The following is a 26,351-nucleotide window of genomic DNA, read 5'->3' as shown; positions in this document are numbered from 1 at the left end:
CCGCGCTGTCGCCAGCGCGGGTTTTTGTTTGGATCAACCCTTCAATGCAGCCTGTACGAACGGCGGGGTCACCAGCACGCCGGTGTGCAGCGCGGCGGTGTAGTACAGCGTGTTGAAGGTCTTGGCGGCCGAGTCGGCCTGGCGGAAGTCGAAGCTGCTGTCGCCCTTGCGCGCCATGGTCACGCTCCACCAGCCGGTGGGGTAGCACGGCTGCGGGAACGGCAGGGTCTTGAACGAACCGAAGCCAGCCTTGCCCATCTCGGTGCGCATTTCGTTGATCAGCTCCAGCTGCATCAGCGGCGACTCGGACTGCTGCACCAGGATGCCATCGTCCTTCAGGGCCTTGAAGCAGCTCTCGTAGAAGGCTTTGTTGAACAGGCCTTCGCCCGGGCCGACCGGGTCGGTCGAATCGACGATCACCACGTCCACGCTGCCCGCCGGGCAGTTGGCCATGTAGGCCACGCCGTCGTCGAACAGCAGCTCGGCGCGCGGGTCGTCGTTGGAGTCGCACAGTTCCGGGAAGTGCTTGCGCGCCATCACCGTGACCTGCTCGTCGATATCGCACTGGGTCACGCTCTCCACGCCGGTGTGCTTGAGCACTTCGCGCAGGGTGCCGCAGTCGCCGCCACCGATGATCACCACGCGCTTGGGCGCGGCGTGGGTGAACAGCACCGGGTGGCTGATCATCTCGTGGTAGAAGAAGTTGTCCTTGCTGGTCAGCATGATGGCCCCGTCGATGGTCATCAGGTTGCCCCAGTCGGTGGTCTGGAAGATCTCGATCTTCTGGAACGGCGACTGCACCTCGTCCAGCTTGCCGGTGATGCGGTAGCCGATGGCCGAGCCGGTGCGCTCGAAGTGTTCGATGTACCAGTTGTTGCTGTCAGTCATTGGAAAACAGTCCTGTTCGGAGGGGTGGAGCCGGGCTGGCGGGCGGGGCCGCGTGGCACAGATGCCACATCCGGACGGATCGGCCCGTTCAGGTTGGAACCTGTCACGGGCGCGGGCGCGCATGATAACGAACCTGTGGGCACATAGGCGTTATCATGCCCCCCCTTTTATTGCCAACAAGGCCGACTGAAATGACCGATTGGTCCCTCGACCAAGCCCGCAAGACCTACTCGATCCCGCATTGGGCGGACGGTTACTTCGACGTGGATCAGGCCGGGCACATGGTGGTGAGACCGACCGGGGCGGACGGCCCGGTGGTGTCGCTGCCCAAGGTGGTCGATGCGGCGCGCGCGGCCGGCGCCAAGCTGCCGCTGCTGGTGCGCTTCCCGGACATCCTCGGCCAGCGGCTGGGCAAGCTGCAGGCGGCCTTCGCCCAGGCCCAGCAGGACTGGGAGTACAGCGGCGGCTACACCGCCGTGTACCCGATCAAGGTCAACCAGACCCGCGGCGTGGCCGGCACCCTGGCCAGCCACCACGGCGAAGGCTTCGGCCTGGAAGCGGGCAGCAAGCCCGAGCTGATGGCCGTGCTGGCGCTGTCGCGCCCGGGCGGGCTGATCGTCTGCAACGGCTACAAGGACCGCGAGTACATCCGCCTGGCCCTGATCGGCCGCAAGCTGGGCCTGCAGACCTTCATCGTCATCGAGAAGCCGTCCGAGCTGAAGCTGGTGCTGGAAGAGTCCAAGGCGCTGGACGTGAAGCCGGGCCTGGGCGTGCGCATGCGCCTGGCCTCGCTGGGCGCCGGCAAGTGGCAGAACAGCGGTGGCGACAAGGCCAAGTTCGGCCTGTCGCCGCGCCAGCTGCTGGACCTGTGGAAGTCGCTGCGTGACACCGAGTACGCCGATTGCCTGAACCTGCTGCACTTCCACATGGGCTCGCAGATCTCCAACGTGCGCGACATCGCCAACGGCATGCGTGAAGCCACCCGCTACTTCGTGGAGCTGTCGCGCCTGGGTGCGAAGATCACCCACGTCGACGTGGGCGGTGGCCTGGGTGTGGACTATGAAGGCACCCGTTCGCGCAGCTTCTGCTCGATCAACTACGGCCTGCATTCCTACGCCAGCAACATCGTGCAGCCGCTGGCCAATGCCTGCGAAGAGTTCGGCCTGACCCCACCGCGCATCGTCACCGAGTGCGGCCGTGCGATGACCGCGCACCACGCGGTGCTGATCGCCAACGTCTCGGAAGTGGAAGAAGCGCAGGAAGGCCGCGTGCCGGACCAGCACGACGACGAACCGGCGGCGATCCGCCACCTGCGCGAAATCCACGACGAGCTGGACGTGCGCCCGGCGGTGGAACTGTTCCAGGAAGCCCAGCATTTCCATGCCGAAGGCCTGGCCAGCTACGCACTGGGCCAGATCGACCTGCCGCAGCGTGCGCGCATCGACGATCTGTTCTACGCCATCGCCCACGGCGTGCGTGCGCGCCTGAGCTATGACGAGAAGAGCCATCGCCCGGTGCTGGACGAACTGAACGAGCGCCTGGTCGACAAGTACTTCGTCAACTTCAGCGTGTTCGAATCGATCCCCGACGTGTGGGCGATCGACCAGGTGTTCCCGATCGTGCCGATCGAGCGCCTGGACGAGACCCCGGACCGCCGCGGCATCATCGCCGACATGACCTGCGACTCGGACGGCATGGTGGAAACCTATGTCGAGAACGAGAGCCTGGACAGCTCGCTGCCGCTGCACAAGATGAAGCCGGGCGAGAGCTACCGCATCGGCTTCTTCATGGTCGGCGCGTACCAGGAAATCCTGGGCGACATCCACAACCTGTTCGGCGATACCGACGCGGTGGAAGTGCTGGCCGATGCCGATGGCTATGCCATTACCCAGCAGCGCCGCGGCGACACCACCGACGTGATGCTGGACTACGTGGGCTACCGCTTGGATGAGCTGCGTGCGACCTATGCGCAGCGCGTGGCCGAGGCGCAGCTGTCGCCGGAACGCGCGCAGGAGCTGTCGGAGGCACTGGAAGCCGGCCTGACCGGTTACACCTACCTGTCCGACGAACCGCTGGTCTGAGGTAAACGCGAACACCGGGCATAGGCCCGGCGCTACCGGTCCCGATGAGCGCGCGCGCGATCTTCCACCTGTTCCTGCATGCCGCCGTGCCAGCTTTGCTGGCATGGCTGTTCTGGCGGAAGCGCTTTGCTTCGGCGTGGCTGCTGATGCTGCTGGGTTGGATCATCGACCTGGACCACCTGCTGGCCGACCCGATCTACGCACCGAACCGCTGCAGCATCGGTTTCCACCCGCTGCATACGGCCCCGGCCATCGCCGTCTACGCGGGGCTGTGCGTGCCGAAGAAGACCAGGTTGTTCGGCATCGGTTTGATCATCCACATCGTGCTGGACGCGATTGATTGCTGGTGGATGCATCACCGTTGATGGGGAACTGAAATGCCCGGCGAAGGCGGTAGAGTCGACTGTTAGTCGACTGCTCTTGGCTGCGGTGCCTGGAAATCCCGCGCTGCGCGCGAAAGTCGACTAACAGTCGACTCTACCGGCCTGGCGTTCCAGCGTTGACGAGTCACCCCACCGGCAACCACAACGTTGCGCGCAGGCCGGGCTGCGAATTCTCCAACGCCAACCGCCCGCCGTAGCTGGCGGCGATATCGCCCACGATTGCCAGGCCCAACCCGCTGCTGCCTTCGCGCTCATCCAGCCGCACGCCACGCTGTACCACCCGCGCCAGCGCCTCTGCCGCAAGACCGGGGCCGTCATCGCGCACGTCGATGCGCAGCCGCCCTTCATGGATGTCAGCGCCGACGCTGACCTGCTGCCATGCCCATCGCCCGGCGTTGTCCAACAGATTACCCAGCATCTCCTCCAGATCCGCACTGGCACCGGCGAACTGCAACGCTGGATCGATACCTGCGGCCGTGAACGCAATGCCGCGTTCGCCATGCACGCGTGCCATCAACCGGCATAGCGCCTGCGCGACAGTCGCAACGTCGCTGCGCTGGCGATGGTCTGCGGCCAACCCTGCCGCCAGGTAACGGTCAACACTGGCCTGCATGCGGGCGCTCTGCTCGCGCACGGTGGTCCGCCAGTCCGCGCCGTCGCCGTCAGCCTCGGTGGCCAGCACGCTCAATGGGGTTTTCAATGCATGCGCCAGGTCCTGTGCACTGGTGCGCGCGCGCGCGACCATGCGTTGCTGGTGCTCCAGCAGCGCGTTGAGTTCTTCGCCCAGTGGCGCGACCTCTGCCCCCAGTCCCTGCGTGTCGATGCGTTGCGCGTCGCCGCGCCGCACCCGTTCCAGCTGTGTACCGAGGCGGTGCAGCGGACGCAGGCCGAAGTGCACCTGGCTGGCCAGCACCGCCAGCCACGCTGCGACCAGCACACCCAACGCGATGGCGGTGCGCTGCCGAAACGCGGCAACATCGGCATCCAGCGCGCTGCGGTCGGTGGCGACCACGGCCACGAACGGTTCACCGGCACGTGGCAGGCGCACCTGCTGCACACGTGCGCGCAAGGATTGCTGCAGCGGCCCGGCCAGGTTGCGGGTGGCCGGGCCGGCGGCCGCGGCCGCCAGCGTTTCATCCCACAGCGAGCGCGACTGCAGCAGCACGCGGCCATCGGCACCGGCGATCTGCCAGTAGGCACCGGAGAACACCCGCTGGAAGCGCGCGTCATTCGGTTCCTGGCGCAGCTGCGGCTGGCCGTCGGAAGCAACTTCCATCTGCGCGACCAGCGTCAGCATGTCCTGCTGCAGTTCGTGGTCGAGGCGGTCGCGCGCGCTGCGCTTGAACAGCTCGCCCAGCAGCGCGCTGGCCAGCAGCGAGACCAGCAGCAGGCCGACGCCACCGGCCAGCAGCAGGCGCCGTCGCAGCGACGGTTGCCGGCTCACGGCGCGGCCAGCCGCCAGCCCTGGCCGCGCACGGTCTGGATCAGATCGATGCCGAGCTTGCGGCGGACCCGACCCAGCAGCATGTCCAGGGCGTTGGAGTCCGGGTCGTGGCCGCCTTCGAACACCTGCTCGCCCAGGCGATCACGGCCGATCACCTGGCCGCTGTGGTGGATGAAGTAACTCAGCAGGCGGAACTCCTGCGGGCTCAGCGCCAGCGGCTGTCCGTCCAGTTCGAAGCGGCCGGCGTTGACGTCCAGCTGCAGCGGCCCGCAGTGCAGGCGCGGGCTGGCATGGCCATGGCTGCGGCGGATCAGGGCGCGCATGCGCAGCACCAGTTCGTCGGCCTGGAACGGTTTGGTCAGGTAGTCGTCGGCACCGGCGTCGAAGCCGGCCAGTTTGTCGTGCCAGCGCCCGCGCGCTGTCAGTACCAGCACCGGAAAGCTGCGGCCATTGCCGCGCCAGCGCTCGATCACGCTCAGTCCGTCCAGCCCGGGCAGGCCGAGGTCGACGATGGCGGCCTGCAGGTCTTCGATCTGGCCGATCTCCTCGGCCTGGCGACCATCGGCAACCAACTCCACCACATAGCCGGCCTGTTCCAGCAGGGGCACCAGGCGCTGTGCCAGTGCGGCATCGTCTTCGGCCAACAGGATGCGCATCAGTCGTCGAGCTCCGTCTTCAGCAGCTTTCCGCTGCGCGCATCATAGTCCAGCTCCACCACCACGCCGTCGCCGCGCAGGATCTCCACTTCGTAGACACCATCGTCCAGCTCCACTTCCAGCAGCTGGCCCGGGTAGCGCTTGAGTGCATCGCGCACCACGCTTTCCAATGGCACGTAGCGGCCCTGCTGCACGGCACGGCGCGCGACCTGCTGCGCCGGGTCCTGGACGGGCGCGGCGGCGGTCGGGGCGTTGGCCAGGGCCAGCAGCAGGGGCAGGGTGGAGAGCATCGGGGCGCAGGGAGGGCTGTAGGAACAGGCGTGAGTGTGCCGGGGGTGACTAACAGCTGGCTAACAGTGCCGGCTAAGGCGCTGTTAACCACGGGGTGCATTGTGGCGTTGCCGGGATGGTCCGGTCACGAACACGAACAGGAGAACCCCCATGTTGAAGTCGCTCACCCTCGCCACTGTTGCCCTGCTGACCGTCGCGCCGGCCGTACAGGCCGCGCCGCTGGGCATGGCCCAGGTTGAACAGACCCTGCGCAAGGCCGGCTACACCCAGATCCACGAGATCGAGCGCGATGACGGCCTGTGGGAGGCCGACGTGAGCCGCGCTGATGGCCGCTTCAGCGAGGTCTATGTGGACCCGAAGACCGGCGAGATCTTCGACGAGCACAGCGGCCGCGCGCTGCTGACCACCGAGCAGGTGCTGGCACGGGCACAGGCGCATGGCCTGCGCGAGATCCATTCGCTGGAACGCGATGGTGCGACCTGGTCGCTGGAGGCCCGCAATGCACGCAACCAGAAGGTGGATGTGCGCCTGAGCGGTTATGACGGCCGCATCCTGCACAGCGAGCGCGATGGCTGGCTGGATTGACGTTTGCCCATGTAGAGCCGAGCCCATGCTCGGCTTTGCGGCCAACCGTAGCCGAGCATGGGCTCGGCTCTACAGGAGCTGGCTTACCAGCCGTACGGCGGCGGGTAGTCCCAATAGCCCGGGCCGCGGCCGTAGTAGCCGCCATACGGACCGAAGAACCCCGGTCCCTTGCCTTCGCTCACGTGGATGTTGACGTTGACCCCGTGGGTCTTGCCCTCATCGGTGGTGTAGTTCTTGCTCAGGTTCAGCGTGGCCGCGTTGTAGTGGCTGTTGCCACCGTTCTTCGAATAGCCGATACCGGTGGTGAAGCTGCCGGACACCTTGACCTTGTCGTCGGTGACGTCGGCGATCTTCGCGTCGTCGTGCACGCGCGGGCCGCTCTTGTCACCGTAATAAGTGCCGGGCGGGTCCTGCTGCAGGGCCGGGTCGTTGAGGTAGCGCATTGGCGCCTGCGGCAGCGTCAGGTCCAGGCCAGCGGCCTGCGGCGCAGTGGCGCCAGCGGCGGACTGGGCCAGCACGGTTCCCGGCAGGGCCAGGCACAGCAGCAGGGTCAGGGGGCGGATCATGACGGCGCTCCAGCGGACAGGTGGCCACGCAACACGCGGCGGTACAGGCCGACGCTAGCAGGGGTTGCTTGAATGATGCCTGTCGGCACCGGATTGGGGTAGAGCCAGGCCGTGCCTGGCCGCAGGTCACAACCGCCCGAATCCGAACAATCCCTCCAGCGGATGCCTGCGCCGCTCGATCCGGGCCCGCAGCAGCTGCGCGCCGATCATCGAATAGGTGATGCCGTTGCCGCCGTAGGCCATGGCGAAATGCACCCGCGCCCCCCACTGGTCGTGCGGGCCAAAGAACGGCAGGCCGTCGGCGGTTTCAGCGAAGGTGCCGGCCCAGGAGAACGCTGGTACCGGATCCAGACGCGGGAACCAGTGCAGCAGCTGATCCATCAGCTTGTCGGCCTTGTGCTGCACGCGCCGGTCGCGGCGAGCCGGAATGTCGATGGCGTCATCCAGCCCGCCCACCAGCAGGCGGCGGTCGCCGGTGGCGCGCAGGTACAGGTACGGGCGTGCGCTCTCCCACACCATGGTGTTGCGCAGCCGGCCGAGCGCGCCCGCATCAATGGGATCAGTGATGAAGGCATAGCTGCTGCGGTTGCGTGCGACCCGCTGCTCGAGCCAGCGCTGGCTGGCGTAGCCCATCGCCAGGACCACATGGCGGGCGCGGACCGTGGCGCCGGCCTCGGTCATTGCGGTTACGCCCTGCGCGCCGGGCTTGAGCGTGTGCAGCACCGTGCGGTCGTGCACATGGCCACCGCGCCGGCGCACCCGTTTGAGCAGGCCGTAGGTAAGGCAGTAGGGGTCAACCCGGGCCGCCTGGCGGGTCAGCAGGGCGCCACCGGCGTCCACGTCGAAGCGTTCGCGAAGGGCTTCGCGGTCCAGCCAGCGGGCGTCCAGTCCAATGCCGCGGCGCGCAGCACCTTCGGCCATCAAGCGCGGCACGTCGCGCCGCCGGCTGGCCAGATACAGGCTGTCCATCTGCCGGAAATCCACGTCCTTCAGCCCACGTGCCACTTCGCCCAATGCCGGGATCGCATCGGCACAGGCACGGTAGGCCAGGGCGGCCGCATCGTTGCCATAGCGCTGGGCCAGCTCCAGCAGGTGGGTGTCGATCTCGTACTGCAGCAGCGCGGTGCTCGCGGCCGTGCTGCCCCAGCCGATGTCGCGCTGCTCGATCAAGGCCACGTCATGGCCATGCCGGGACAGCTCGTCGGCGATGAGTGAACCGGTGATGCCGCCACCGACCACCAGCACGTCGCAGCGCAGGTCCTTTTCCAGCGGCGGGAACGCCTGGATCAGTCCGTTGCGTATGGCCCACCACGGGTAGCCACTTTTCAGGTCCATGAAGTGTGCTGCTCAGGCGGTCGGGTGGCCGGTATGCGGGGTCTGGATCAGTTCGGACAGATCGAAGCCCTGCAGGCGCGCTGCGGCCAGATAATGTTCCTGCACGGTGGCGTCCAGCTGCGGCTCGCGTGCCAGCAGCCACAGGTACTTGCGATCCGGGCTGCCCACCAGCGAAACGCTGTAGTCCGGGGCGATCTGGATCACCCAGTAGTCGCCCTTGGCAAACGGCAGCCAGCGCAGGCCCTTGGGCAGGAAGCTGACTTCCAGGCGCGCGCTGTCGTTGTCGACGGCGCAGGCCTCGCCGGTTGCCTCTTCGATCTCGCCGTCCATGCGGCAGCGGTTGGTGACGCCGACGTTGCCGTTGTCGAGCAGGGTGTAGTGCGCGGACACGTCGGTGCAGCCTTCCGGCTCGTGGCGCATCGGCAGACGGGCGATCTCGTACCAGGTGCCCAGGTAACGGGGCAGCTTGAGGTCGGCGACGGTCTTCAGCGGTGGGTGGTCGGTCATCGGCAGTGGTGGCAGGGGTGGGTCTCCACGATGCCGATGGGCTCGCCATGGGCGGGTGAAGCCGGGGAGATGGCCGTGTCCAGAACGTTCCGTCGCCGCTGCGACGTGCCTGTTGCCACCGGCCTGGCGGTATCCTGCCGCCAGCGCCGTGTTTTCCTGATCCAACCGAGGTGGAGGTGCCGATGTACCAGGTGATCCTGTTGAAGAGTGAATCCGCGTTCGCGCGCGAACAGTGGCCGCAGGTCGATGACCTGGTCGACTACGAGGGCGTGAGCTACAGCCTGCGTGCCGGCCCGCGCCAGCCGCTGCCGACCGACCACGACTGGTACCCGGTGGCGGTGTATGCGCCCGATGAGATTACCGAGGAAGAGTTCCAGGACTGGTATGCCCTGCAACAGCCGACGGTGGAAGAGTTGCGCCTGAAGTACTGACGCGCGACGCTGACGGGGCCGCCCATCCGCTGTTGACCGCCTGTGCCGTATAGTCGCGCGCAGGCGCGGTGGTCCGCGCGAACTGGTATGTCTGGCGTGTCTTCTTTCCTGCGATCGATCCGTGCACGGGGGCCCTGGCTGGCCCTGCTGCTGTGCACTGCCCTCCTGCTGTCCGCGCCGGTGCTGGCACAGGATGAAGACCCTACGCCAAAGCAGCAGCTGGCGCAGATCGAGTCCAGCCTGAAGGAGATCGATCGCAAGCGTGGCGATGCTGAAGCCATCGAGACGCTGGCGATGCTGTCGGAGAATGCCTCGCAGGTACGGCGTGACGCCGAGGCGCTGGAAAAGGCGCTGCAGCCCCAGCTGGTTCGCCTCGACGAACAACTGGCGCAGCTGGGCACGCCTGCCGAGGGCACCACCGACCCGCCCGAACTGGCGGCGCAACGGCGCACGATCAACAAGCAGCGCGACGGCCTGGCCGCATCGGTGGCGCAGGCCAAGACCAGTGCCGTGCGTGCCCAGCAGCTGGCAGCCGACATCGACCAGCAGCGCACTGCGCAGCGCGCCGAAGACATGGGGAAGAAGGTCGCCTCGCCGTTGTCTCCGGCACTGTGGAGCAAGGTGGCCGAGCGCCTGCCCATCGATATCGCACGCGTCGCGCCGTTGGCCGAGCAGGGGCGCGATACGTTCGTTGCCGGCGTCCGGGCCAATGGCTGGGGCACGCCGTTGCTGGGCCTGATCGCCGCGCTGGTGATGATGTTCCCGCTGCGGCTGTGGCTGCGCCGCTTGGGGCGGCAGTTCGCCGCGTCCGATCGTGCGCCTGATGGACGCCTGCGCCGTTCTGGCCTGGCCATGTGGTTGCTGCTGGTCGGCACGTTGCTGCCCGGCTATGCCGTGGTGGTGCTGATGGCGGCGCTGGATGCGATCGATGCCATCGCGCCGCGCCTGCAGGTGGTGGCCGACGGCCTGGAGACGGCCACGTTCCGCGCCGCCTTCATTGCCGCGCTCAGCGCCTGCCTGCTGGTGCCCAAGCGCCCGTCATGGCGGCTGTTGAACCTGGACGACACCGCCGCGCTGAAGCTGCGCAAATACGCCTGGGGCGCGGCGGCGCTGGCCTGGCTGAGCACGGTGCTGGTGGCCCTCGACCAGGCTACGCGCACCAGCGACGTCACCACGGTGGCGTTGGACGGCCTGATTGCCCTGACCTACCTCGGCCTGATCATGGCCATGCTGGTGACCCTGGCGCGCCTGCATCGGCGGCAGACCGCCGAAGCCGAGGCCAAGCTGGAGGCACAGGCCGATGGCGTGGGTGCGGCAACGCCGGTGCGTCGCAGCAGCTGGCTGGTACTGGCACGCGTAGCGGGCAACGTCGCGGTGGTGGCCGCCATCGCCGCGACGTTGATGGGCTACCTGAATTTCGCCAAGTTCGTGAACCAGCAGCTGATTGGCGGCAGCATCGTGGTGCTGGCGGCGACCCTGCTGTTCAAGTTCGTCGATGACCTGAGCACCTGGATGCTAAACGCCGACAGCAAGGTCGGCCAGACCATCCTGCTCAGCACCGGCCTGAGCGTATCGCGGCTGGAACAGGCGGGCGTGCTGCTGTCGGCGGCGTTGCGCACCATCGTCGTACTGATCGCGCTGCTGGCGCTGGTGGCACCGTTCGGCAACATCGGCGCGGTGGTGGAGCGCTTCTCCTCGCTGTTCACCTCTGGATTCGACATTGGCGGAACCAAGCTGGAGCCGGTGCGCATCGTGCTGGCGGTGCTGGTGCTGCTGGCTGGCCTGGCCGTTACCCAGCTGGTACAGCGCTGGCTGACCGACACCTACCTGCCCAAGACCGAGCTGGACCTGGGCGCGCGCAATTCGGTGAGTACCGTTGCCCGCTATGTGGGCATCATCATCGCGGTGATCTGGGCGCTGTCGGCGATGGGCCTGCAGCTGAGCAAGCTGGCATTGCTGGTCAGCGCGCTGTCGGTGGGTATCGGTTTCGGCCTGCAGGTGATCACCCAGAACTTCGTCTCCGGCCTGATCCTGCTGGCCGAGCGGCCGGTGAAGATCGGCGACTGGGTGAAGCTGGGTGACCAGGAGGGCGACATCCGCCGCATCAGCCTGCGATCGACCGAGATCCAGGTGGGCGACAAGTCGACGCTGATCGTGCCCAACTCCGAGCTGGTCACCAAGACCGTGCGCAACATGACGATGGGCAACAACCAGGGCCGCATCCAGATCCAGTTCGCGGTGCCGCCCAGCACTGATGTCGGCAACCTGCGGCAGGCGCTGCTGGATGCGTATACCGCGCACGCCAACGTGTTGCAGCAGCCGGCACCGACGGTTTACATCGACAGCATTGCCGGTGGCCAGATCACCATCAACAGTTTCGCGTACGTGGCCAGCCCGCGACAGGTGTATGCAACCCGCAGCGATCTGTACTTCAGCCTGCTGCAGATCCTGGCGGAGCGGAACATCCCGCTGTCGACCCCGACCGACATCCACATCACCCGCGATCCGCAGGAGTAGGGGGTGTTCTGCAGGGCTGCGCCCTGCACCCGCGGTAGTGCCGGCCGCTGGCCGGCAACTTCAACAGCAACAGCAAAGGCTGGTTTCCTGAGGGATGGCGGGGTGGGTCCGGTTGCGGGGGACGCTGCAAGTACGTCCATGTAAGCTCGGTCGCCGCATCCATGCGGCTCACGCCCCCGCAACCGGACCCACCCCGCCTTCGACAGTTTTCCGCGATCTGTTGGAAATACTATTGGGGTCAGATCCGTTTTCCGTAGGAAAACGGATCTGACCCCATTTTGATTTTCGATATCTGACAGATTGTGTCGACCAAGGTCGACACCTACCGACAGCCGCAGGAATCTGTCAGAGGTGGGGCGGTGTCGGAGTGCGGGGTGTCAGCCGCATGGATGCGGCTGCCAAGCCTCCAGGGACGGATTTACGGCGTCCCCGCACTCCGACACCGCCCGCCATCCCACGGAATGCACGCTGTTGCTGTTGCCGTTGCCCCGGTTTGTAGCGGGTGCAGGGCGCAGCCCTGCAAAGAACCCTACCCGCGCGGTCGGCTGCGCGACGGCACCAGTGCGAACGTATCCACCGCCAGCTTCTCGGCATGGTTCAACCACGCGCGGATCTCCAGATCATCCACTTCGTGGTCCAGCCCGAAAGACACGTTGATCTTGCCGTCCGCATCGGGCTGCACCCACTGCTGGGCCAGTACCACCTTGCGCTGCGAGGACACCGCTTCGATCCAGAAACCGCGATCCGGGCGCGTGCTCGCCACCAGCTGCAGCATGTACTGGCCGGCACGGGTGCGGCGGCCCTTCTGGGTGATCATGTGCGCCTGGCGCACGCTCGGGCGCGGGCCCTGGAACGCATCCAGCGGGGCATCGACCGCGATGCCGGCACGCAGGTCGTTGTCGCGGTACAGCTTGATGCCGTTGTCGCGGTTGACCAGCAGCGCGCACCAGTCACCGTCGGCCGAGCCGTCCTCGAACGCGGTGCAGCGATCAACATAGGCCAGCGTGTTGTCCGGATCCGCGTCATCGAACTGGCGCGAGGTGTTCTCCAGGTAGACCGACTTCAAACCCCAGTCCTTGTCGTACTCGAGCAGCACCGGTGGCTGCACGTGCTGCAGGCCGACCACCACCTGGTCGTCGCCGTCGATCTTCAGTTCACGCGTAGGTTCACCCAGCCACAGCGAACGGGCGAACGCCAGATACTGCGGGTAGTCGCGACCCTGGTCGCGTCGCGCGGCCACACTGGCGCTGGGCGCGCGTTGCGGGTCGATCAGTGAACGGCCGAAGCCCATCGTCTTCAGGTTCGGGTCCAGCAGGCTGAGCAGAGTCGCACCCGAATCCAGCGTGGTGCCGGCGTCGGCGCTGAGCTGCTGCGGCGCAATGCCATCGCCCAGGAACAGCAGCAGGTTCTCGCGCTTCTGCCGGGTCAGGATGTGGGTCAGATCGTTGGGCATCGCCAGGTGGTCGGAGGCGATCACGATCAGCGTGTCCTTGCCGTACGGGCTGGCCTGGATGCGTTCGACCAGCTGCGAGATCAGCCGGTCACTGCATTTGAGCGCGTTGAGCATGTTGATGTTGCCGTACTGGCTCTGGTAGCGCTCGCCCTTGCACGACACCGGCAGGTGGCCCGCCGGGTGGTGGGTGTCCATGGTGAGCGTGGTGAGCATGAACGGCGAGCCGGCGCGCGAGAGCTGTTCGAAGCGCTGGTAGGCGGTATCCAGCAGCACGTCGTCGTGCACGCCCCAGGCCGAGTAGTGGATGCGGCCGATCTTTTTCTGCTGCTTGAACCAGGCGAGGTCATGCACTTCGTCAAAACCGTGGCTGGCCAGGAACTGGCCCTTGCCGGCGAACTGGCCGTTGGCTCCGCCCAGGTAATGGTTGGTATAGCCCTGCTGCTTCAGGTAGTCGCCCAGGCACACTGCCTTGGGCAGGAAGCTGCCCATCCGGTCCATGCTGTTTTCATCGCCCTGCGAGGTGGTCAGCGGCACGCCGCACATCGACGACACCAGACCGGCGATGGTCCAGCCGCTGCCTTCGGCCGAGGCAAGGCCGCGCACGTCCAGCGACTTCGTGGCCAGGCGGTTGAGATTGGGCATCAGGCCTGGGAACACGTTCTCGTCCAGGTAGGTGCGCTCCAGGCTTTCGCCGTAGATCCAGACGATGTTGCGTGGGCGCTGCAAGGGCTGCGTCGGTACTTGATACTCGGGGGCGATGCGGGAGAAGTCGACCGGGCGCAGCTGCTGGTACAGGCGTTGGCCGTCGCGGGCCAGCGGGCTGATCATGATCGTGGCCACCCACACGGCCGCGAAGCCCGCGAACAGCGCGCCACCGTGGCCGGGCCGGCGCCAGCGCTTCACCCGCGTGGCGAACAGCGGCAGCAGCGAGACCAGCGCCAGCACGATGAAGCCGGCGATGTAGCCCTTGAAGTCGGAGACACCGGCGCCTTCCATGTCGGCGCCGAGGTGGTAAAGGGTGGCAGCGTTGAGCCCATCACCGGACAGCTTGTCGATCAGCCACCATGCGCTGAGCATGAGCAGCAGCAGCGAGAACGCGCCGGCCTTCCACCACACCCACTTGTCGGACGCGAGGAACAACCAGCACAACAGCAACAACGACAGCAGCAGTATCCAGAGCATAGGCAGCTTCGGCAGTGACGGGGTGGTGGTGATGGACGTCGTACCGACGCGTGTCCATCCGACCGGCGCTGCCGCAAGCACATGCATGTGACAGGCCGATGACCCGATAGTGCATGCACGAACCTGACTGAAATGTTTGTTGAAATGACGCGCGCGTAATCGCGCTCAGAAGGTAAAACGAGCGTGAAAGGGGTAGCTGGATTGCATTAAAAATTGCATGAATACGGGTGTTTCTGTCGATGCGCTAGCGATGCCCGCGTTCTTCGCGTGCCCGCGCACGACGGTCGAACAGCAATGCACTGGTTACGATGCCAAGGCCGAGCACTACGCCGATGAACAACAGAATCAGGGCGATGAGTGGATAGCCGAACAGGTGCCAGCCGGTGTCGATCTTCATCATCATCGCGGCGGCCATGATCAATGCCGCGCTGATGATGCCGGCCGCCACGCGGTTGGCGATCTTCTGCAGGTTCTCCATCAGCCGCGATTCTTCCAGGCCCGTCACCTTCATCTGCAGACGGTTCTCGGCCAGCAACGCCATGATGTCCGACAGCTTGCGCGGCCCATCGCGCAGCAACTGCTGCAGCTCCATCGCCTCGCTGGCGATGTTGGCTGCGGACAGTGATTTTTTCAGGCGCGCACGCATCACATGCTGCAGCTGGCGCTCGACGATGCGGCGCGTGTCCAGCTCTGGCGCCAGCAGCCGGCACACGGTTTCCAGGTTGAGCAGGGCCTTGCCGAGCAGGCTCAGTTCCGGCGGCGTGCGCAGGCCGCAGGCGGTGGCGATGCGCACCATGTCCAGCACCACGCGGCCTTCGGAGAACGTGCCGCTGGCGGCGTAACGCGCGATCAACTGGCCGGTCTCGCGCAGATAACGTTCCTCGTCGAACGCCTCCAGCCGCGTGCTGATGCTGATCAGGTCGTCAGCCACTTCCTCGCCACGGCCATCGACCGCTGCGAACAGGATCTTCAGCAAGCGCTCGCGCAGGCGCGGCGGCATGTGCGCAACCATGCCCAGGTCGAAGATCGCCAGCCGTCCATCGGGCATCACCCGCAGGTTGCCGGGGTGCGGGTCGGCGTGGATCTCGCCGTGCACGAAGATCTGGTCCAGGTAGCCGCGGATCAGCGCCGCCGCCAGCGGGTCCATCGATTGTTCGGTGCGGCGCACATCGGGAATCGCATCCACGCGCACGCCGGTGGCCAGTTCCATGGTCAGCACGCGCTGGCTGCTGTAGTCCCACAGCGGCTGCGGAATCCACAGGCGGCGGAACGGCTTCAGATGCCGGCCGAAACGGGCCAGGTTCTCGGCCTCGGCGTGGTAGTCCAGCTCCTGCATCAGGGTCTTGGCGAACTCGTTGAGCCAGTCGCGCAGGCGCACGCGGCGGCCCACCTGGGTCAGGTGGTCGGCGGCCAGCGCGAAGCTGCGCAGCGCCTCCAGGTCCGAGCGAAGTTGTGCGGCCACTTCAGGCTTCTGCACCTTCACCGCCACCTGGCGTCCGTCGTGCAGCACGGCCCGATGCACCTGCGCGATCGATGCGCAGCCCAGCGGCTCGGGGTCGAACGCGGCAAACAGCTTGTTCACCCCTACGCCCAGCTCCTGCTCGATGATGGCGTGGATGCGCTCGACGGGAATCGGCGCTACCTTTTCCTGCATGCGCTCCAGCGCCGTGGCGAACTCTACCGGCACCATGTCCGGGCGCGTGGACAGCATCTGGCCCAGCTTGACGAAGGTCGGGCCCAGCGCTTCCAGATCGCTGACGAACTGTTCCGGGTTGCCATCTGCCGGTACGTCGGCCGGATTGCCCGCGGCATCCAGGTTCATTCCCGAGAACACCCCTGAATGGCGATAGCGCATCAGCAGGCGCAGGATCTGGCTGCGCCGGTTCATGCCTTTGACCAGCGGAGGATTGCCATTGGCGGTGGGCGGATTGCTCAAGCGGAACTCCCATGCGACGAAGACAGGTAGCGCCGGCCACGGGCCGGCAATGTCCGGATTCCGCAGTGTCGCCGGGGGGCGGTGGGCACGCGGTGAATCCGACGTCTTCCGCAGTCCACACCGGATCGGTCAGAATCCGCTCATTCCCTCTCTGGACTTCCCATGGCCGGTGCCAGCCTGTTCGCCCTGCTCGACGATATCGCCACCCTCCTCGACGATGTCTCGGTCCTGACCAAGGTCGCGGCGAAGAAAACCGCCGGCGTGCTGGGCGACGACCTGGCGCTGAACGCGCAGCAGGTGACCGGAGTCAACGCCAACCGTGAACTGCCGGTGGTGTGGGCGGTGGCCAAGGGCTCGCTGGTCAACAAGGTGATCCTGGTACCGGCAGCACTGGCGATCAGCGCCCTGGAGGCCTGGCTGCGCAGCCGCGGCTGGAACGTGCCGCTGATCGTGCCGCTGATGATGATCGGTGGTGCCTTCCTCTGTTTTGAAGGCGTGGAGAAGCTGGCGCACCGCTTCCTGCACTCAGCTGAGGACGACGCCGAGCATCAGGCCGAACGGCGCAAGGCGCTGGCCGATACGCAGGTGGACATGGTGGCGTGGGAGAAGGACAAGGTGAAGGGCGCGATCCGCACCGACTTCATCCTTTCGGCCGAGATCATCGTGCTGACGCTGGGGGTGGTCGCCACCGCACCGTTCACCAACCAGCTGGTCACGCTGGCCGTGGTTGCACTGGCAATGACGGTCTTCGTCTATGGGCTGGTGGCGGGCATCGTGAAGCTTGATGACGTCGGCCTGTACCTGTCGCGCAAGGGTGGGGCTTTGGCCGCCTTCGGTCGCGGCCTGGTGGCCTCGGCGCCGTGGCTGATGAAGTTCCTGTCGGTGGCTGGCACCATCGCCATGTTCCTGGTCGGCGGCGGCATCCTGGTGCACAACGTGCCGGCGCTGCACCACGCGGTGCAGGCGCTGGGCGGTGAAGGGCAGTGGGGCTGGCTGATCAGTGCTGCGGCCAACATGGTGGTCGGCATCATCGCCGGCGCCATCGTGCTGGCGGCGGTGACCGGGTTCCAGAAGCTGCGCGGGAAATGATCTGTAGAACCGAGCCCACGCTCGGCTGCTCTACGGCGCTGCGCGCCGCCGCCCGAGCATGGGCTCGGGCGCTACAGCGTCTGCACGCTGGATCATCAGCCCGCCTGCACCCGGTTCTTGCCTTGCCGCTTGGCCGCATACAGCGCGTCATCGGCGCGGCGCAGCAGGGTCTCGGTATCGTCACCGGGCTGCCATTGCGCCAGCCCGGCGCTGAAATGCACCGGCACGCGCCGGTCCTGCACGGTCAGCACGCGGTGCGCCAGTGAACGTTGCAGGCGCTGCACGGTGGCCATGCTGTCGGCGCCCTGGGTTTCCGGCAGTACCAGAACGAACTCGTCGCCGCCCAACCGTGCGATGCCGTCGGTGGCGCGCAGCAGCAGCTTGCACACGGCCACCAGGTGCTGCAGCAAAGCATCGCCACCAGCGTGACCGTGCGCCTCGTTGGTCAGGTGGAAATCATCCAGATCGATCACCGCCACGCCCAGCGGCGAGTTGTTGCGCATGGCACGCGCTAGTTCACGCTGGAGCAGTTCGTCCAGGCCGCGGCGGTTCAGTGCCTGGGTCAGCGGATCGATACGCGCCAGGTCACCGGCAGCACGCAGTTCCTGCTCCAGCTCGGCAATGCGCTGCTCTGCGCGTTCCACTTCCTGCCGCGCGCTGGCCAGGTGATCGCGGGCCTGCGCGGCCTGCTGCTGCACCTTGCCGGTGTCGCGCATCACGTCTTGTAGCAACTGGTTGAGGTCGGCGATGCTACGCGCCTCGCGCAGCTGCAGTGCGTAGCTGCCGATGCGGTCGTGGTATTCGCCGGTGCTGGTGGCCATGCCATCCATGCGCTCGATGAACTCGCCCATCAACCCGCGCATCGCCGCCTTCGAATCGTCGATGCCCTGGCGCAGCAGGCCCTGCTTGTAGATCACTTCGCGCAACTCGGCGCGGGTGCGCTCGACCGCTTCCGCTTCCAACGGCCCGTCCAGCAGCTGGCGTACTGCCGCGATCTGGCCCTGCAGCCAGCTGCGGTCATCCAGCAGCTCGCTGACGTTCTCCAGCAGCAGCGCGAACAGCTCCAGCAGCAGCGCCTGCTGCTCCTGCCAGCTCTCGGCACGCACACCGACCTGGTGGCCGAGTTCGCGCACTCCTTGTTCGATCGGCTCCAGTGCGGTACCCGGCTGCCACTGGCGGAGGCGCGTGGCCAGGGCCTGCGCCTGTTCGCGCAGGTCCGGGTCGTGCTGCAGCAGGGCCACCACCGCACCGCCCAGCAGCAGCCGCAGCTGCTCGGACAAGCGCAGGCTTTCCGGCTGCCCGTCTGGGGAATGCTGTTCGATGGTGCGGATGTACTTGTCGATCAGCTGCCGCATCGCGCGCCCATAGCGCGGCCAATCGGCGCTGGCCTGTGCCGACTGCAGGCGGTCGCCCATGTCGCCCAGCTCGCCCGGCAGGGTGGCCATGCCGTTGGCGAACGCCGCCAGCAGCGGTTCCGGCGCGTCGGCGCCTGCGAACAGCTGCTGCAGGGCCACGCCACCGCCGCCCTGCAGCACCACGCGGTCACCCAGCCCATCGTCCACCACCGCGCGCACGCGTGCCGGCGGCCCAAGGGCGGTACCGGAGGCAGGGCGGTGGTCGGGCTGGTCCGTCATGGAGCGAATCCTGGGGCTGGCAGGGACTGGTTCCAGCATATCGGCGCGGCCGCCGACGGCTTGAACGGCTAGGATGGGCGACAGGATGCCGCAGTGGAGGTGCTGATGCGCGTGATGTTGCTGGGGGCGACCGGCCTGGTCGGTGGGCTGACCCTGCCCAGGCTGCTGGACGACCCGCGCTGCAGCGCCGTGGTGGCGCCCACTCGCCGTCCGTTGGGTGTAACTCACGGGAAGCTCGAGAACCCGGTGCTGGCCTTCGACGCGCTGCCCACTTCGCCAGAATGGGCGCGCGTGGACGCGGTCATCTGCGCACTGGGCAGCACCATCGCCCAGGCCGGCAGCCGCGAGGCCTTCCATCGCATCGACCACGACTATCCGCTGGCGTTCGCCCGCCTGGCACAGGCAGAGGGGGCGCGGACCTTTGTGCTGAACTCCGCAGCCGGCGCCAACCCACAGTCGTCGATCTTCTACAGCCGGGTGAAGGGTGCATTGGAGCGCGATCTGCGCGCGCTGGGCTTCAACTCGTTGACCCTGGTCCGCCCAGGGCTGATCGGTGGCGAGCGCAACGAGGTGCGTCGCGGCGAGCGTTTCGCACTGACGGTACTCGGCGCGTTGGGGCCGGTACTGCCGCGGGCGTGGCGGATCAACCCGGCCAGCGAGATCGCCAAGGCACTGGTCGAGGCCGCGCTGGCCCCGCAACCGGGCGAGCACGTGGTGGCATCGCGCGCGCTGGTCGGCTGATGTCGCGTGCGCTGCGCCTGACCCAGCTGCTGCAGCTGCTGCGCCGCCATCGGCGACCCGTGGCCGGGCAGACGCTGGCCGACGCGCTGGGCATCAGTCTGCGCACGCTGTACCGCGATATCGAGACCCTGCGCGAGCAGGGCGCCGACCTGCGTGGCGAGGCCGGCGTCGGCTACCAGCTGGCGCCGAGCGATACCCTGCCGCCGATGACCCTGCCACCGGCCGAGATCGATGCGCTGGTGCTCGGCCTGCGCTGGGTCGCCGCGCGCACCGAGCCGGCGCTGGCCGAGGCCGCACGTGACGCCCTGGCGCGCATCGCGCACGTATTGCCCGTGGCGCGCCGCGAGGCCCTGCGTGACAGCGGCCTGCGCGTTGGCCCGTCGCGTGCTGCGGCCAAGGTGCCGGCTGCACGCCTGCAGGCCGTGCGCGAAGCCGTGGGATCGCAGCAGCGCCTGAAGTTCGCTTACGAGGATGCGCACGGCCAGCGCAGCGTGCGCGTCGTCTGGCCGTTCGCGCTGGGCTACTTCGATGAGGTGCCGATGCTGGCGGCGTGGTGCGAGCACCGCGAGGATTTCCGCCACTTCCGGCTGGATCGCATCCGTCAGGTGCGTGTGCTGGAGGACCGCTACCTCGTGCCGCGCGCCACCCTGCTGCGGCGCTGGCAGAAGGCGCAGGGCATCGCGCCGGACTGGCTGGACCGTTCGTAGCCACAGCAACAGCGGGGAGCGGGCGGCGGGGTAGAGTCGACTGTTAGTCGACTATCGCGCGCAGCGCGGGGTTTCAAGCGCGTTGAAGGAAGAGCAGTCGACTAACAGTCGACTCTACCGACGGTCGACTCTACCGGCAGTCGACTCTACTGACAGAATCTGTCAGCAGGGCCGTACCACCATGATCGCTCCCAACAACGGAGCTTCCCCATGTTCAAGCCCAGCACCCTGCTGCAGTACGTGCGCGACGTCGCCGCCAGCGCCGCCTTCTACAGCGGCATCCTCGGCAAGCCGCCGGTCGAGCAGTCGCCCGGCTTTGCCCTGTTCCTGCTCGGCGATGGCGCTGCACTGGGCCTGTGGCAGCGCGACGATGTGCAACCGCCGGTGTCCGCGCAGGCCGGTGCCGCCGAACTGGCGATGGTGGTCGCCAACCCCGACGCCGTGCAGCAGATGCACGATGCGTGGCGCGCCCTCGGCGTGCAGATCCTGCAGGCGCCGGTGACGCTGGAATTCGGCCATACCTTTGTCGGGGCAGATCCTGATGGCCACCGCCTGCGGGTCTACAGCCGTGCCGAGGGCTTGGTCGCGCGCGATTGATCGCCCGCATTGTGTAGATCCACGCCATGCGTGGATGGAGCGCGACGGAGCAGGCACAAAAAACGCCGGGCAATGCCCGGCGTTCTTTCCAAGTCAGGTGCCAACCAACGGTTGGCACCCACCGGTCAGGTGGCCGATCAGCTGGCCAGTGCCAGGTCGTCCATCATCGCGCGCAGGAAGCGGGCGGCTTCACCGCCGGTGGCTGCGCGGTGGTCGAAGGTGACCGACAGCGGGATCACCTTGTGCGCTTCCACGCCGCCCATCACCGGGGTCATCTGGTGGCGGGCACGGCCGGCACCGACGATGGCCACGCACGGCGGCACCACGACCGGGGTTGCGTAACGACCGGCGAACATACCGAAGTTGGATAGCGAGATGGTGTAACCACTCAGTTCCGACGCCGCGATCGAACGCGATTCCACCTGCTCGCGCAGGCGGTTGACGCCTTCGCGGATGCCGCGTGCATCGAGCATGTCGGCATTGCGCAGGGCCGGCACGAACAGGCCGTCGTCGGTGTCCACGGCGATGCCGATGTCCACCTGGGCGTGCAGGGTGCGGGTCAGCGCTTCACCGTCGAACCAGGCGTTCATGGCCGGCACCTTCTGTGCGGCAACGACGATGGCGCGAACCAGGCGGGCGGTGACGTCGTTGCCCGGCAGCCAGGCGTGGATGTCGGCGTCGTCGTTCAGCGTGGTCGGCACGACCTTGCTGTGCGCGTCGGCCATGACGCGGGCCATGTTGCGGCGCACGCCCTTCAGCGGTTCCGGCTGGCCCTTGGCGACCACGCCCGGCGGCTGGGTACGCATCGGCTTGCCGGCGGCGGACAGCGGGGTGCGGGCTTCGCTCTGCACCGGGGCAGACACCTGCGCCGGGGCCGGCGCGGCATACGCGGCGGCAGCGACCGGTGCCGGAGCGGCGCCGAGCTTGGCGGTGCCGTTGGCGGCGGCCTGCTTGACGTCGGCCATGGTGACCGCGCCATCGGTGCCGGTAGCGGCCACGCGGCTCAGGTCCACGCCCAGCTTGCGCGCCATCGCACGCACGGCCGGCACGGCCTTGACGCCACCGACGGCCAGCGCCTGTTCGGCATGCACAGCATTGGAGCTCTGCATGGCGCCGACCACGGTACCGGCGTCATCGCGCTCGGCTGCGGCGGGCTTGGCTTGTTCCGCGGCGACCGGCGCAGCCGGCAGCGGCGGCGGGGTCGGTGCGGCCGCCGGCGCGGCCGGTGCGGCGTGGCCATGGCTGTGGCCGGTGTCCTGGCCATCGGCGCGCTGCGGCAGGTTCGGGTCCAGTTCGAAGCTGGCCAGCACCGAGCCGGTCGGGATGATGTCGCCGGCGCCGCCGGACAGCTTCAGCACCTTGCCGGAGAACGGCGAGGGCACTTCCACCACGGCCTTGGCGGTCTCCATCGACACCAGCGGCTCGTCCAGCTTGATCACATCGCCTTCCTTGACGAACCACTCGACGATGGTCGCGTCCGGCAGGCCTTCGCCCAGGTCGGGCAGGTTGAAGTTCTTGGTCTGGCTCATTTGCAGTTCTCTTCCAGCAGTTCCAGTTCGCGGGCCGGCAGCCAACCCGTCGCGCCATTGGCGCGCTCGGACCACCACCACCCGCCGTGTTCGTGATGAAGCTTCACCATCTCGCCGCTTTCCACATCCAGCTCGCGGGCGTCGTAGTCGCACAGGGCTTCGGCGCGACCCTCGTCCAGCAGCTGCAACCAGGCGATGGGCGCCCATCCAGCGCGCCCATCGTTGGTGCGTACCCAGGCAAACGCCGGCCACTCCTCGTCACGTACACCTACTTCGACGATCTGGCCGGTGTGGAACCGGAGCGGGTTGGGATACTGGCTGCGGTAAGCCCCCAGAAGGCGGGCTCGCATGTCAGCCGGCCGCCACCGCGCGCTTGGCCGCAGCCACGATCCGCTCAACGCTCGGCAGGTACTTCATTTCCAGGCGGAACAGCGGAATGTGGGTGTCGTAGCCAGTAACGCGCTCGACCGGGGCCAGCAGGTCGTAGATCGATTCCTCGGCCAGGCGCGCGGCGATCTCGGCGCCGAAGCCCGCGGTTTTCGGGGCCTCCTGCACGATCACGCAGCGGCCAGTCTTGGCCACCGATTCGGCGATGGTGGCGAAGTCCAGCGGACGCAGCGTGGCCACGTCGATGACTTCGGCACTGATGCCTTCGCCGGCCAGCTTGTCGGCCGCTTCCAGCGCTTCCTTCACCTGCGCACCCCAGGTCACCAGGGTCACGTCGGTGCCGTCGCGCAGCACGAAGCAGACGTCCAGCGGCAAGGCTTCGCCGTCGTTGACGACCACTTCCTTGTACTGGCGGTAGATGCGCTTGGGCTCCATGTAGATCACCGGATCCGGCTCGCGGATCGCGGCCAGCAGGAGGCCGTACGCACGCTGCGGCGACGACGGCAGCACCACGCGCAGGCCCGGCACGTTGGTGAAGATCGCCTCGTTGGCTTCGCTGTGGTGTTCCGGCGCGCGGATGCCACCGCCCCACGGCACGCGCAGCACCATCGGGCAGTGCAGGCGGCCACGGGTACGGTAACGCAGGCGTGCGGCGTGGCAGACGATATGGTCGACCATCGGGTACATGAAGCCATCGAACTGGGCTTCTGCCACCGGCTTCATGCCCTGCGCGGCAAGACCAATCGTCAGGCCGGCGATGGTGGTTTCATCCAGCGGGGTGTCGAGGATGCGGTCCGAGCCGAAGCGCTGCTGCAGACCGGCAGTGGCACGGAACACGCCGCCGTTGACGCCCACGTCTTCGCCCAGCACCAGCACCGACGGGTCGTGTTCCAGCTCCCAGGCCAGCGCCTGGGTGATGGCTTCGATGAGGGTGATCGGGGTGGTGGTCATGCTCTCTTCTCCGCGCGCGACCGCAGCGCTGTCGGCGGCGTTGGTGTGCGCGCCGGGCGCGCCGTTCTTGATCTCATCCATGGCGCTTCTCCAGGGCGATCGCCTGGGCACGCTGGGCCAGCAGGTCCGGCGGCGGATCGGCATACAGGAAGTCGAACATCGCCTCGACCGGCTGCACCGGCGTGTTGAGGTACAGGTTCACTTCCTCGTCCACGCGCGTGCCGCACTCGGCGACCCAGGCGCTTTCCTCGTCCTCGCTCCACACACCGGCGTTGATCAGGTACTTGCGCAGGCGCAGCATCGGCTCGCGCTGCCAGGCATCCTTCACTTCGGCGTCGTCGCGGTAGCGGCGCGCGTCGTCGGCGGTGGTGTGGTCGGACAGGCGGTAGGTCATCAGTTCCAGCACGGTGCCGCCGTCGCCGGCCAGCGCACGTTCGCGCGCCTGCTCCATGGCCGCCAGCACCGCGATGAGGTCATTGCCATCCACCTGCAGGCAGTGCAGGCCGCCGGCCAGGCCCTTCTGCGCCAGTGTTTCGGCACCGGTCTGGGCCGAACGCGGAACCGAGATGGCCCAGCCGTTGTTGACGATGCACAGGATCAGCGGGAGCTTGTAGGCGCCGGCGGAATTCAGTGCTGCGTAGAAGTCGGTCTTGGAGCTGCCGCCGTCGCCGCACACCGCCACCGCGATCTGCGGTTCCTTGTTGAGCTTGAACTTCAGCGCCGCGCCTGCGGCATGCAGGCACTGGGTGGAGATCGGCACGCAGAACGGGAAGTCCTTGGCCGCGTTGCCGCCGTAATCGTTGCCGCGTTCGTCGCCGCCCCAGTACATCAGCACGTCGTGCGGGCGCACGCCACGCATGAACATCGCGCCATACTCGCGGTACGAAGGCGCGAACACGTCGTCCTTCTGCATCGCCGCGCCGATACCCACGTGCGCGGCTTCATGGCCCAGGCAGGCGGCATAGGTGCCCAGCTTGCCGGTGCGCTGCAGCGCGATGGATTTGCTGTCGAACGTGCGTACGAACAGCATCTGCTTGAACAGCGGTACCAGGACCTTGGGGTCGCGCAGCGACGCGGGCAGGTCGTCACGGACGAGCGTGCCGTCCGTGTCCAGGTACTGCAGGTATTCGATCTTGAATTCAGCGGCAACCGTCATTGCGTACTGCACCTTCGACAGAGAAGTTACAAATGATATGAATCGCCATGTTAAGGAACGCGTACGGAATAGCCTTCCTGCGCCGCAACACGGGGATTCCCCCTTTTACCCCTGCCGGAGGGTGGGGGGCCAATAACAACAACGTATTCAGTCGTTGCTGCAAAGCATCAGAATACGCCTCTGGCTGACCGCCAGTACAACGGCCTGGACGGTTCCACGCGCAGGCCCGGGATCGGCCGATGCTCCACGGCCAACCGCACGCTCCGGTATGGACCCGGCGGCTGCCAGCGCGGCGGCAACGCGCTACCCTTGCCGCCCCCGATCTGGTCCCGCCCATGTCCGTCGACAACAACCAACGCGATCTCGAAGCCGGCATCCACACCGACCTGCAGGGACGCCTGACCTACGGCGGCTACCTGCGGCTGGACCAGCTGCTCAGCGCGCAGCAGCCGCTGTCCAGCCCGCCGCACCATGACGAGATGCTCTTCATCATCCAGCACCAGACCTCGGAGCTGTGGCTGAAGCTGCTGGGCCATGAGCTGCGTGCCGCAATCGGCTTCCTGCAGCGCGATGAAGTCTGGCAGTGCCGCAAGGTGCTGGCGCGCAGCAAGCAGGTGCTGCGCCAGCTGACCGAGCAGTGGTCGGTGCTGGAAACGCTGACCCCGTCCGAGTACATGGGCTTCCGCGACGTGCTGGGCCCGTCTTCGGGCTTCCAGTCGCTGCAGTACCGCTACATCGAGTTCCTGCTGGGCAACAAGAACGCGCAGATGCTGCAGGTGTTCGAGCATGACCCGGCCGGGCAGGCGCAGCTGCGCACCGTGCTGGAGGCGCCGAGCCTGTACGAGGAGTTCCTGAAGTACCTGGCCCGCTTCGGCCATGCCGTGCCGGCGGTCTACGAGGCCCACGACTGGACCCAGCCGCACGTGGCCGACGACGCATTGCAGCCGGTCTTCGAACGCATCTACCAGGACACCGACCGCTACTGGCGCGAGTACGCGCTGTGCGAGGACCTGGTGGACCTGGAGACCGCCTTCCAGCTGTGGCGCTTCCGCCACATGCGCACGGTGATGCGGGTGATCGGCTTCAAGCGCGGCACCGGTGGCTCGTCCGGCGTGGGCTTCCTGGCCAAGGCACTGGAGCTGACCTTCTTCCCCGAGCTGTTCCAGGTGCGCACCAGCCTGCAGGCCGCGCCCCCGACAGCGCTGGGTTGATCCCCATTCAGCTTGGATCCCAGCCGGCGGCTGGATCGTTTCAGATGCAAGTTCAGGGAGCAGGCTGCCACCTGCCTCAAACGGCGTGTATTTG

23 protein-coding genes and 1 pseudogene are annotated in these 26,351 nt (G+C 67.1%); 10 read left to right on the top strand and 14 right to left on the bottom strand.

The window, feature by feature from the left end:
• Positions 1–33: 33 nt before the first annotated feature.
• Entirely contained in the window at positions 34–888 is an 855-nt protein-coding gene (speE, locus tag AC5P9W_RS02675) for a polyamine aminopropyltransferase (RefSeq protein WP_111104454.1), read from the bottom strand.
• 191 nt (positions 889–1,079) lie between these two features.
• Between speE and speA the strand changes: the two genes are divergently transcribed.
• The gene (gene speA, locus AC5P9W_RS02670; protein ID WP_005411370.1) at positions 1,080–2,969 is read left to right on the top strand and encodes an arginine decarboxylase; all 1,890 of its coding nucleotides are present in this window, start codon (positions 1,080–1,082) and stop codon (positions 2,967–2,969) included.
• Between the two features lie 44 nt (positions 2,970–3,013).
• On the top strand, positions 3,014–3,334 hold the full coding sequence (locus AC5P9W_RS02665; protein ID WP_005411369.1) for a DUF6122 family protein: 321 nt from the start codon (positions 3,014–3,016) through the stop codon (positions 3,332–3,334).
• A 142-nt stretch (positions 3,335–3,476) separates the two neighbouring features.
• On the opposite strand, the gene AC5P9W_RS02660 is transcribed toward AC5P9W_RS02665, so the two are convergent.
• The 3 genes from AC5P9W_RS02660 to AC5P9W_RS02650 are packed head-to-tail and all read right to left on the bottom strand — an operon-like array spanning position 3,477 to position 5,742.
• Entirely contained in the window at positions 3,477–4,796 is a 1,320-nt protein-coding gene (locus tag AC5P9W_RS02660) for a sensor histidine kinase (protein WP_495218754.1), read from the bottom strand.
• Positions 4,793–5,452 (bottom strand): response regulator transcription factor, encoded by a 660-nt coding sequence (locus AC5P9W_RS02655; RefSeq protein ID WP_206621328.1) that lies wholly within the window; start codon positions 5,450–5,452, stop codon positions 4,793–4,795. Before AC5P9W_RS02655 ends, AC5P9W_RS02660 begins: the two co-directional genes overlap by 4 nt.
• On the bottom strand, positions 5,452–5,742 hold the full coding sequence (locus tag AC5P9W_RS02650; RefSeq protein ID WP_061480249.1) for a PepSY domain-containing protein: 291 nt from the start codon (positions 5,740–5,742) through the stop codon (positions 5,452–5,454). Before AC5P9W_RS02650 ends, AC5P9W_RS02655 begins: the two co-directional genes overlap by 1 nt.
• 151 nt (positions 5,743–5,893) lie before the next feature.
• Here AC5P9W_RS02650 and AC5P9W_RS02645 point away from each other — a divergent pair, with 151 nt between their 5' ends.
• On the top strand, positions 5,894–6,328 hold the full coding sequence (locus AC5P9W_RS02645) for a PepSY domain-containing protein (protein WP_043401290.1): 435 nt from the start codon (positions 5,894–5,896) through the stop codon (positions 6,326–6,328).
• A gap of 83 nt (positions 6,329–6,411) precedes the next feature.
• On the opposite strand, the gene AC5P9W_RS02640 is transcribed toward AC5P9W_RS02645, so the two are convergent.
• The 3 genes from AC5P9W_RS02640 to AC5P9W_RS02630 all read right to left on the bottom strand — a co-directional run bounded on the left by AC5P9W_RS02640 (position 6,412) and on the right by AC5P9W_RS02630 (position 8,736).
• Entirely contained in the window at positions 6,412–6,894 is a 483-nt protein-coding gene (locus AC5P9W_RS02640; protein ID WP_019661543.1) for a hypothetical protein, read from the bottom strand.
• Positions 6,895–7,020: 126 nt separating this feature from the next.
• Positions 7,021–8,229, bottom strand: a complete 1,209-nt coding sequence (locus tag AC5P9W_RS02635; RefSeq protein ID WP_111104466.1) for an NAD(P)/FAD-dependent oxidoreductase — start codon at positions 8,227–8,229, stop codon at positions 7,021–7,023.
• A 12-nt stretch (positions 8,230–8,241) separates the two neighbouring features.
• The gene (locus tag AC5P9W_RS02630; protein ID WP_021201924.1) at positions 8,242–8,736 is read right to left on the bottom strand and encodes a lipocalin family protein; all 495 of its coding nucleotides are present in this window, start codon (positions 8,734–8,736) and stop codon (positions 8,242–8,244) included.
• 182 nt (positions 8,737–8,918) lie between these two features.
• Here AC5P9W_RS02630 and AC5P9W_RS02625 point away from each other — a divergent pair, with 182 nt between their 5' ends.
• A complete protein-coding gene (locus AC5P9W_RS02625; RefSeq protein WP_021201923.1) occupies positions 8,919–9,167 on the top strand; it encodes a hypothetical protein in 249 nt (82 codons plus the stop codon).
• An 87-nt stretch (positions 9,168–9,254) separates the two neighbouring features.
• Positions 9,255–11,684: a DUF3772 domain-containing protein gene (locus AC5P9W_RS02620; RefSeq protein ID WP_329858751.1), complete on the top strand. Its 2,430-nt coding sequence runs from the start codon at positions 9,255–9,257 to the stop codon at positions 11,682–11,684.
• A 529-nt stretch (positions 11,685–12,213) separates the two neighbouring features.
• Here the strand turns inward: AC5P9W_RS02620 and AC5P9W_RS02615 are convergent.
• Together AC5P9W_RS02615 and AC5P9W_RS02610 are read right to left on the bottom strand one after the other, a co-directional pair.
• Positions 12,214–14,319 (bottom strand): phosphoglycerol transferase I, encoded by a 2,106-nt coding sequence (locus AC5P9W_RS02615; protein WP_111104610.1) that lies wholly within the window; start codon positions 14,317–14,319, stop codon positions 12,214–12,216.
• 244 nt (positions 14,320–14,563) lie between these two features.
• A pseudogene (locus AC5P9W_RS02610) lies at positions 14,564–16,210 on the bottom strand (ABC1 kinase family protein); the annotation flags it as partial.
• 207 nt (positions 16,211–16,417) lie between these two features.
• Here AC5P9W_RS02610 and AC5P9W_RS02605 point away from each other — a divergent pair.
• Positions 16,418–17,344, top strand: a complete 927-nt coding sequence (locus AC5P9W_RS02605) for a DUF808 domain-containing protein (RefSeq protein ID WP_021202649.1) — start codon at positions 16,418–16,420, stop codon at positions 17,342–17,344.
• A 95-nt stretch (positions 17,345–17,439) separates the two neighbouring features.
• On the opposite strand, the gene AC5P9W_RS02600 is transcribed toward AC5P9W_RS02605, so the two are convergent.
• Positions 17,440–18,978 (bottom strand): GGDEF domain-containing protein, encoded by a 1,539-nt coding sequence (locus AC5P9W_RS02600; RefSeq protein ID WP_111104606.1) that lies wholly within the window; start codon positions 18,976–18,978, stop codon positions 17,440–17,442.
• A gap of 105 nt (positions 18,979–19,083) precedes the next feature.
• Here AC5P9W_RS02600 and AC5P9W_RS02595 point away from each other — a divergent pair, with 105 nt between their 5' ends.
• The 3 genes from AC5P9W_RS02595 (at position 19,084) to AC5P9W_RS02585 (ending at position 21,023) form a co-directional block, all read left to right on the top strand.
• A complete protein-coding gene (locus AC5P9W_RS02595) occupies positions 19,084–19,719 on the top strand; it encodes a Rossmann-fold NAD(P)-binding domain-containing protein (protein WP_180832758.1) in 636 nt (211 codons plus the stop codon).
• Positions 19,719–20,426: a helix-turn-helix transcriptional regulator gene (locus AC5P9W_RS02590; protein ID WP_111104603.1), complete on the top strand. Its 708-nt coding sequence runs from the start codon at positions 19,719–19,721 to the stop codon at positions 20,424–20,426. Before AC5P9W_RS02595 ends, AC5P9W_RS02590 begins: the two co-directional genes overlap by 1 nt.
• 210 nt (positions 20,427–20,636) lie before the next feature.
• Positions 20,637–21,023: a VOC family protein gene (locus AC5P9W_RS02585; RefSeq protein ID WP_111104600.1), complete on the top strand. Its 387-nt coding sequence runs from the start codon at positions 20,637–20,639 to the stop codon at positions 21,021–21,023.
• A gap of 137 nt (positions 21,024–21,160) precedes the next feature.
• On the opposite strand, the gene AC5P9W_RS02580 is transcribed toward AC5P9W_RS02585, so the two are convergent.
• From AC5P9W_RS02580 to pdhA, 4 genes are read right to left on the bottom strand one after another with little or no spacing between them, the layout of a single operon-like run.
• Entirely contained in the window at positions 21,161–22,552 is a 1,392-nt protein-coding gene (locus AC5P9W_RS02580; RefSeq protein ID WP_111104597.1) for a dihydrolipoamide acetyltransferase family protein, read from the bottom strand.
• Positions 22,549–22,902 (bottom strand): SH3 domain-containing protein, encoded by a 354-nt coding sequence (locus AC5P9W_RS02575; protein WP_005411349.1) that lies wholly within the window; start codon positions 22,900–22,902, stop codon positions 22,549–22,551. Before AC5P9W_RS02575 ends, AC5P9W_RS02580 begins: the two co-directional genes overlap by 4 nt.
• A 1-nt stretch (position 22,903) precedes the next feature.
• Positions 22,904–23,971, bottom strand: a complete 1,068-nt coding sequence (locus tag AC5P9W_RS02570; RefSeq protein WP_005414714.1) for an alpha-ketoacid dehydrogenase subunit beta — start codon at positions 23,969–23,971, stop codon at positions 22,904–22,906.
• Complete coding sequence (pdhA, locus tag AC5P9W_RS02565; protein WP_021202655.1) at positions 23,964–25,046, bottom strand: pyruvate dehydrogenase (acetyl-transferring) E1 component subunit alpha; 1,083 nt, start codon at positions 25,044–25,046, stop codon at positions 23,964–23,966. The genes AC5P9W_RS02570 and pdhA overlap by 8 nt, the downstream gene beginning before the upstream one ends.
• Positions 25,047–25,381: 335 nt before the next feature.
• On the opposite strand from pdhA, the gene AC5P9W_RS02560 reads away from it, so the two are divergent.
• Positions 25,382–26,257: a tryptophan 2,3-dioxygenase gene (locus tag AC5P9W_RS02560; RefSeq protein WP_010482684.1), complete on the top strand. Its 876-nt coding sequence runs from the start codon at positions 25,382–25,384 to the stop codon at positions 26,255–26,257.
• Positions 26,258–26,351 lie beyond the last annotated feature (94 nt).

This window comes from Stenotrophomonas sp. YJH_SMC_33 (assembly GCF_059372295.1).
Note: the sequence above shows the minus strand (reverse complement) of the source record. Positions and strands in the feature narration are given on the sequence as shown.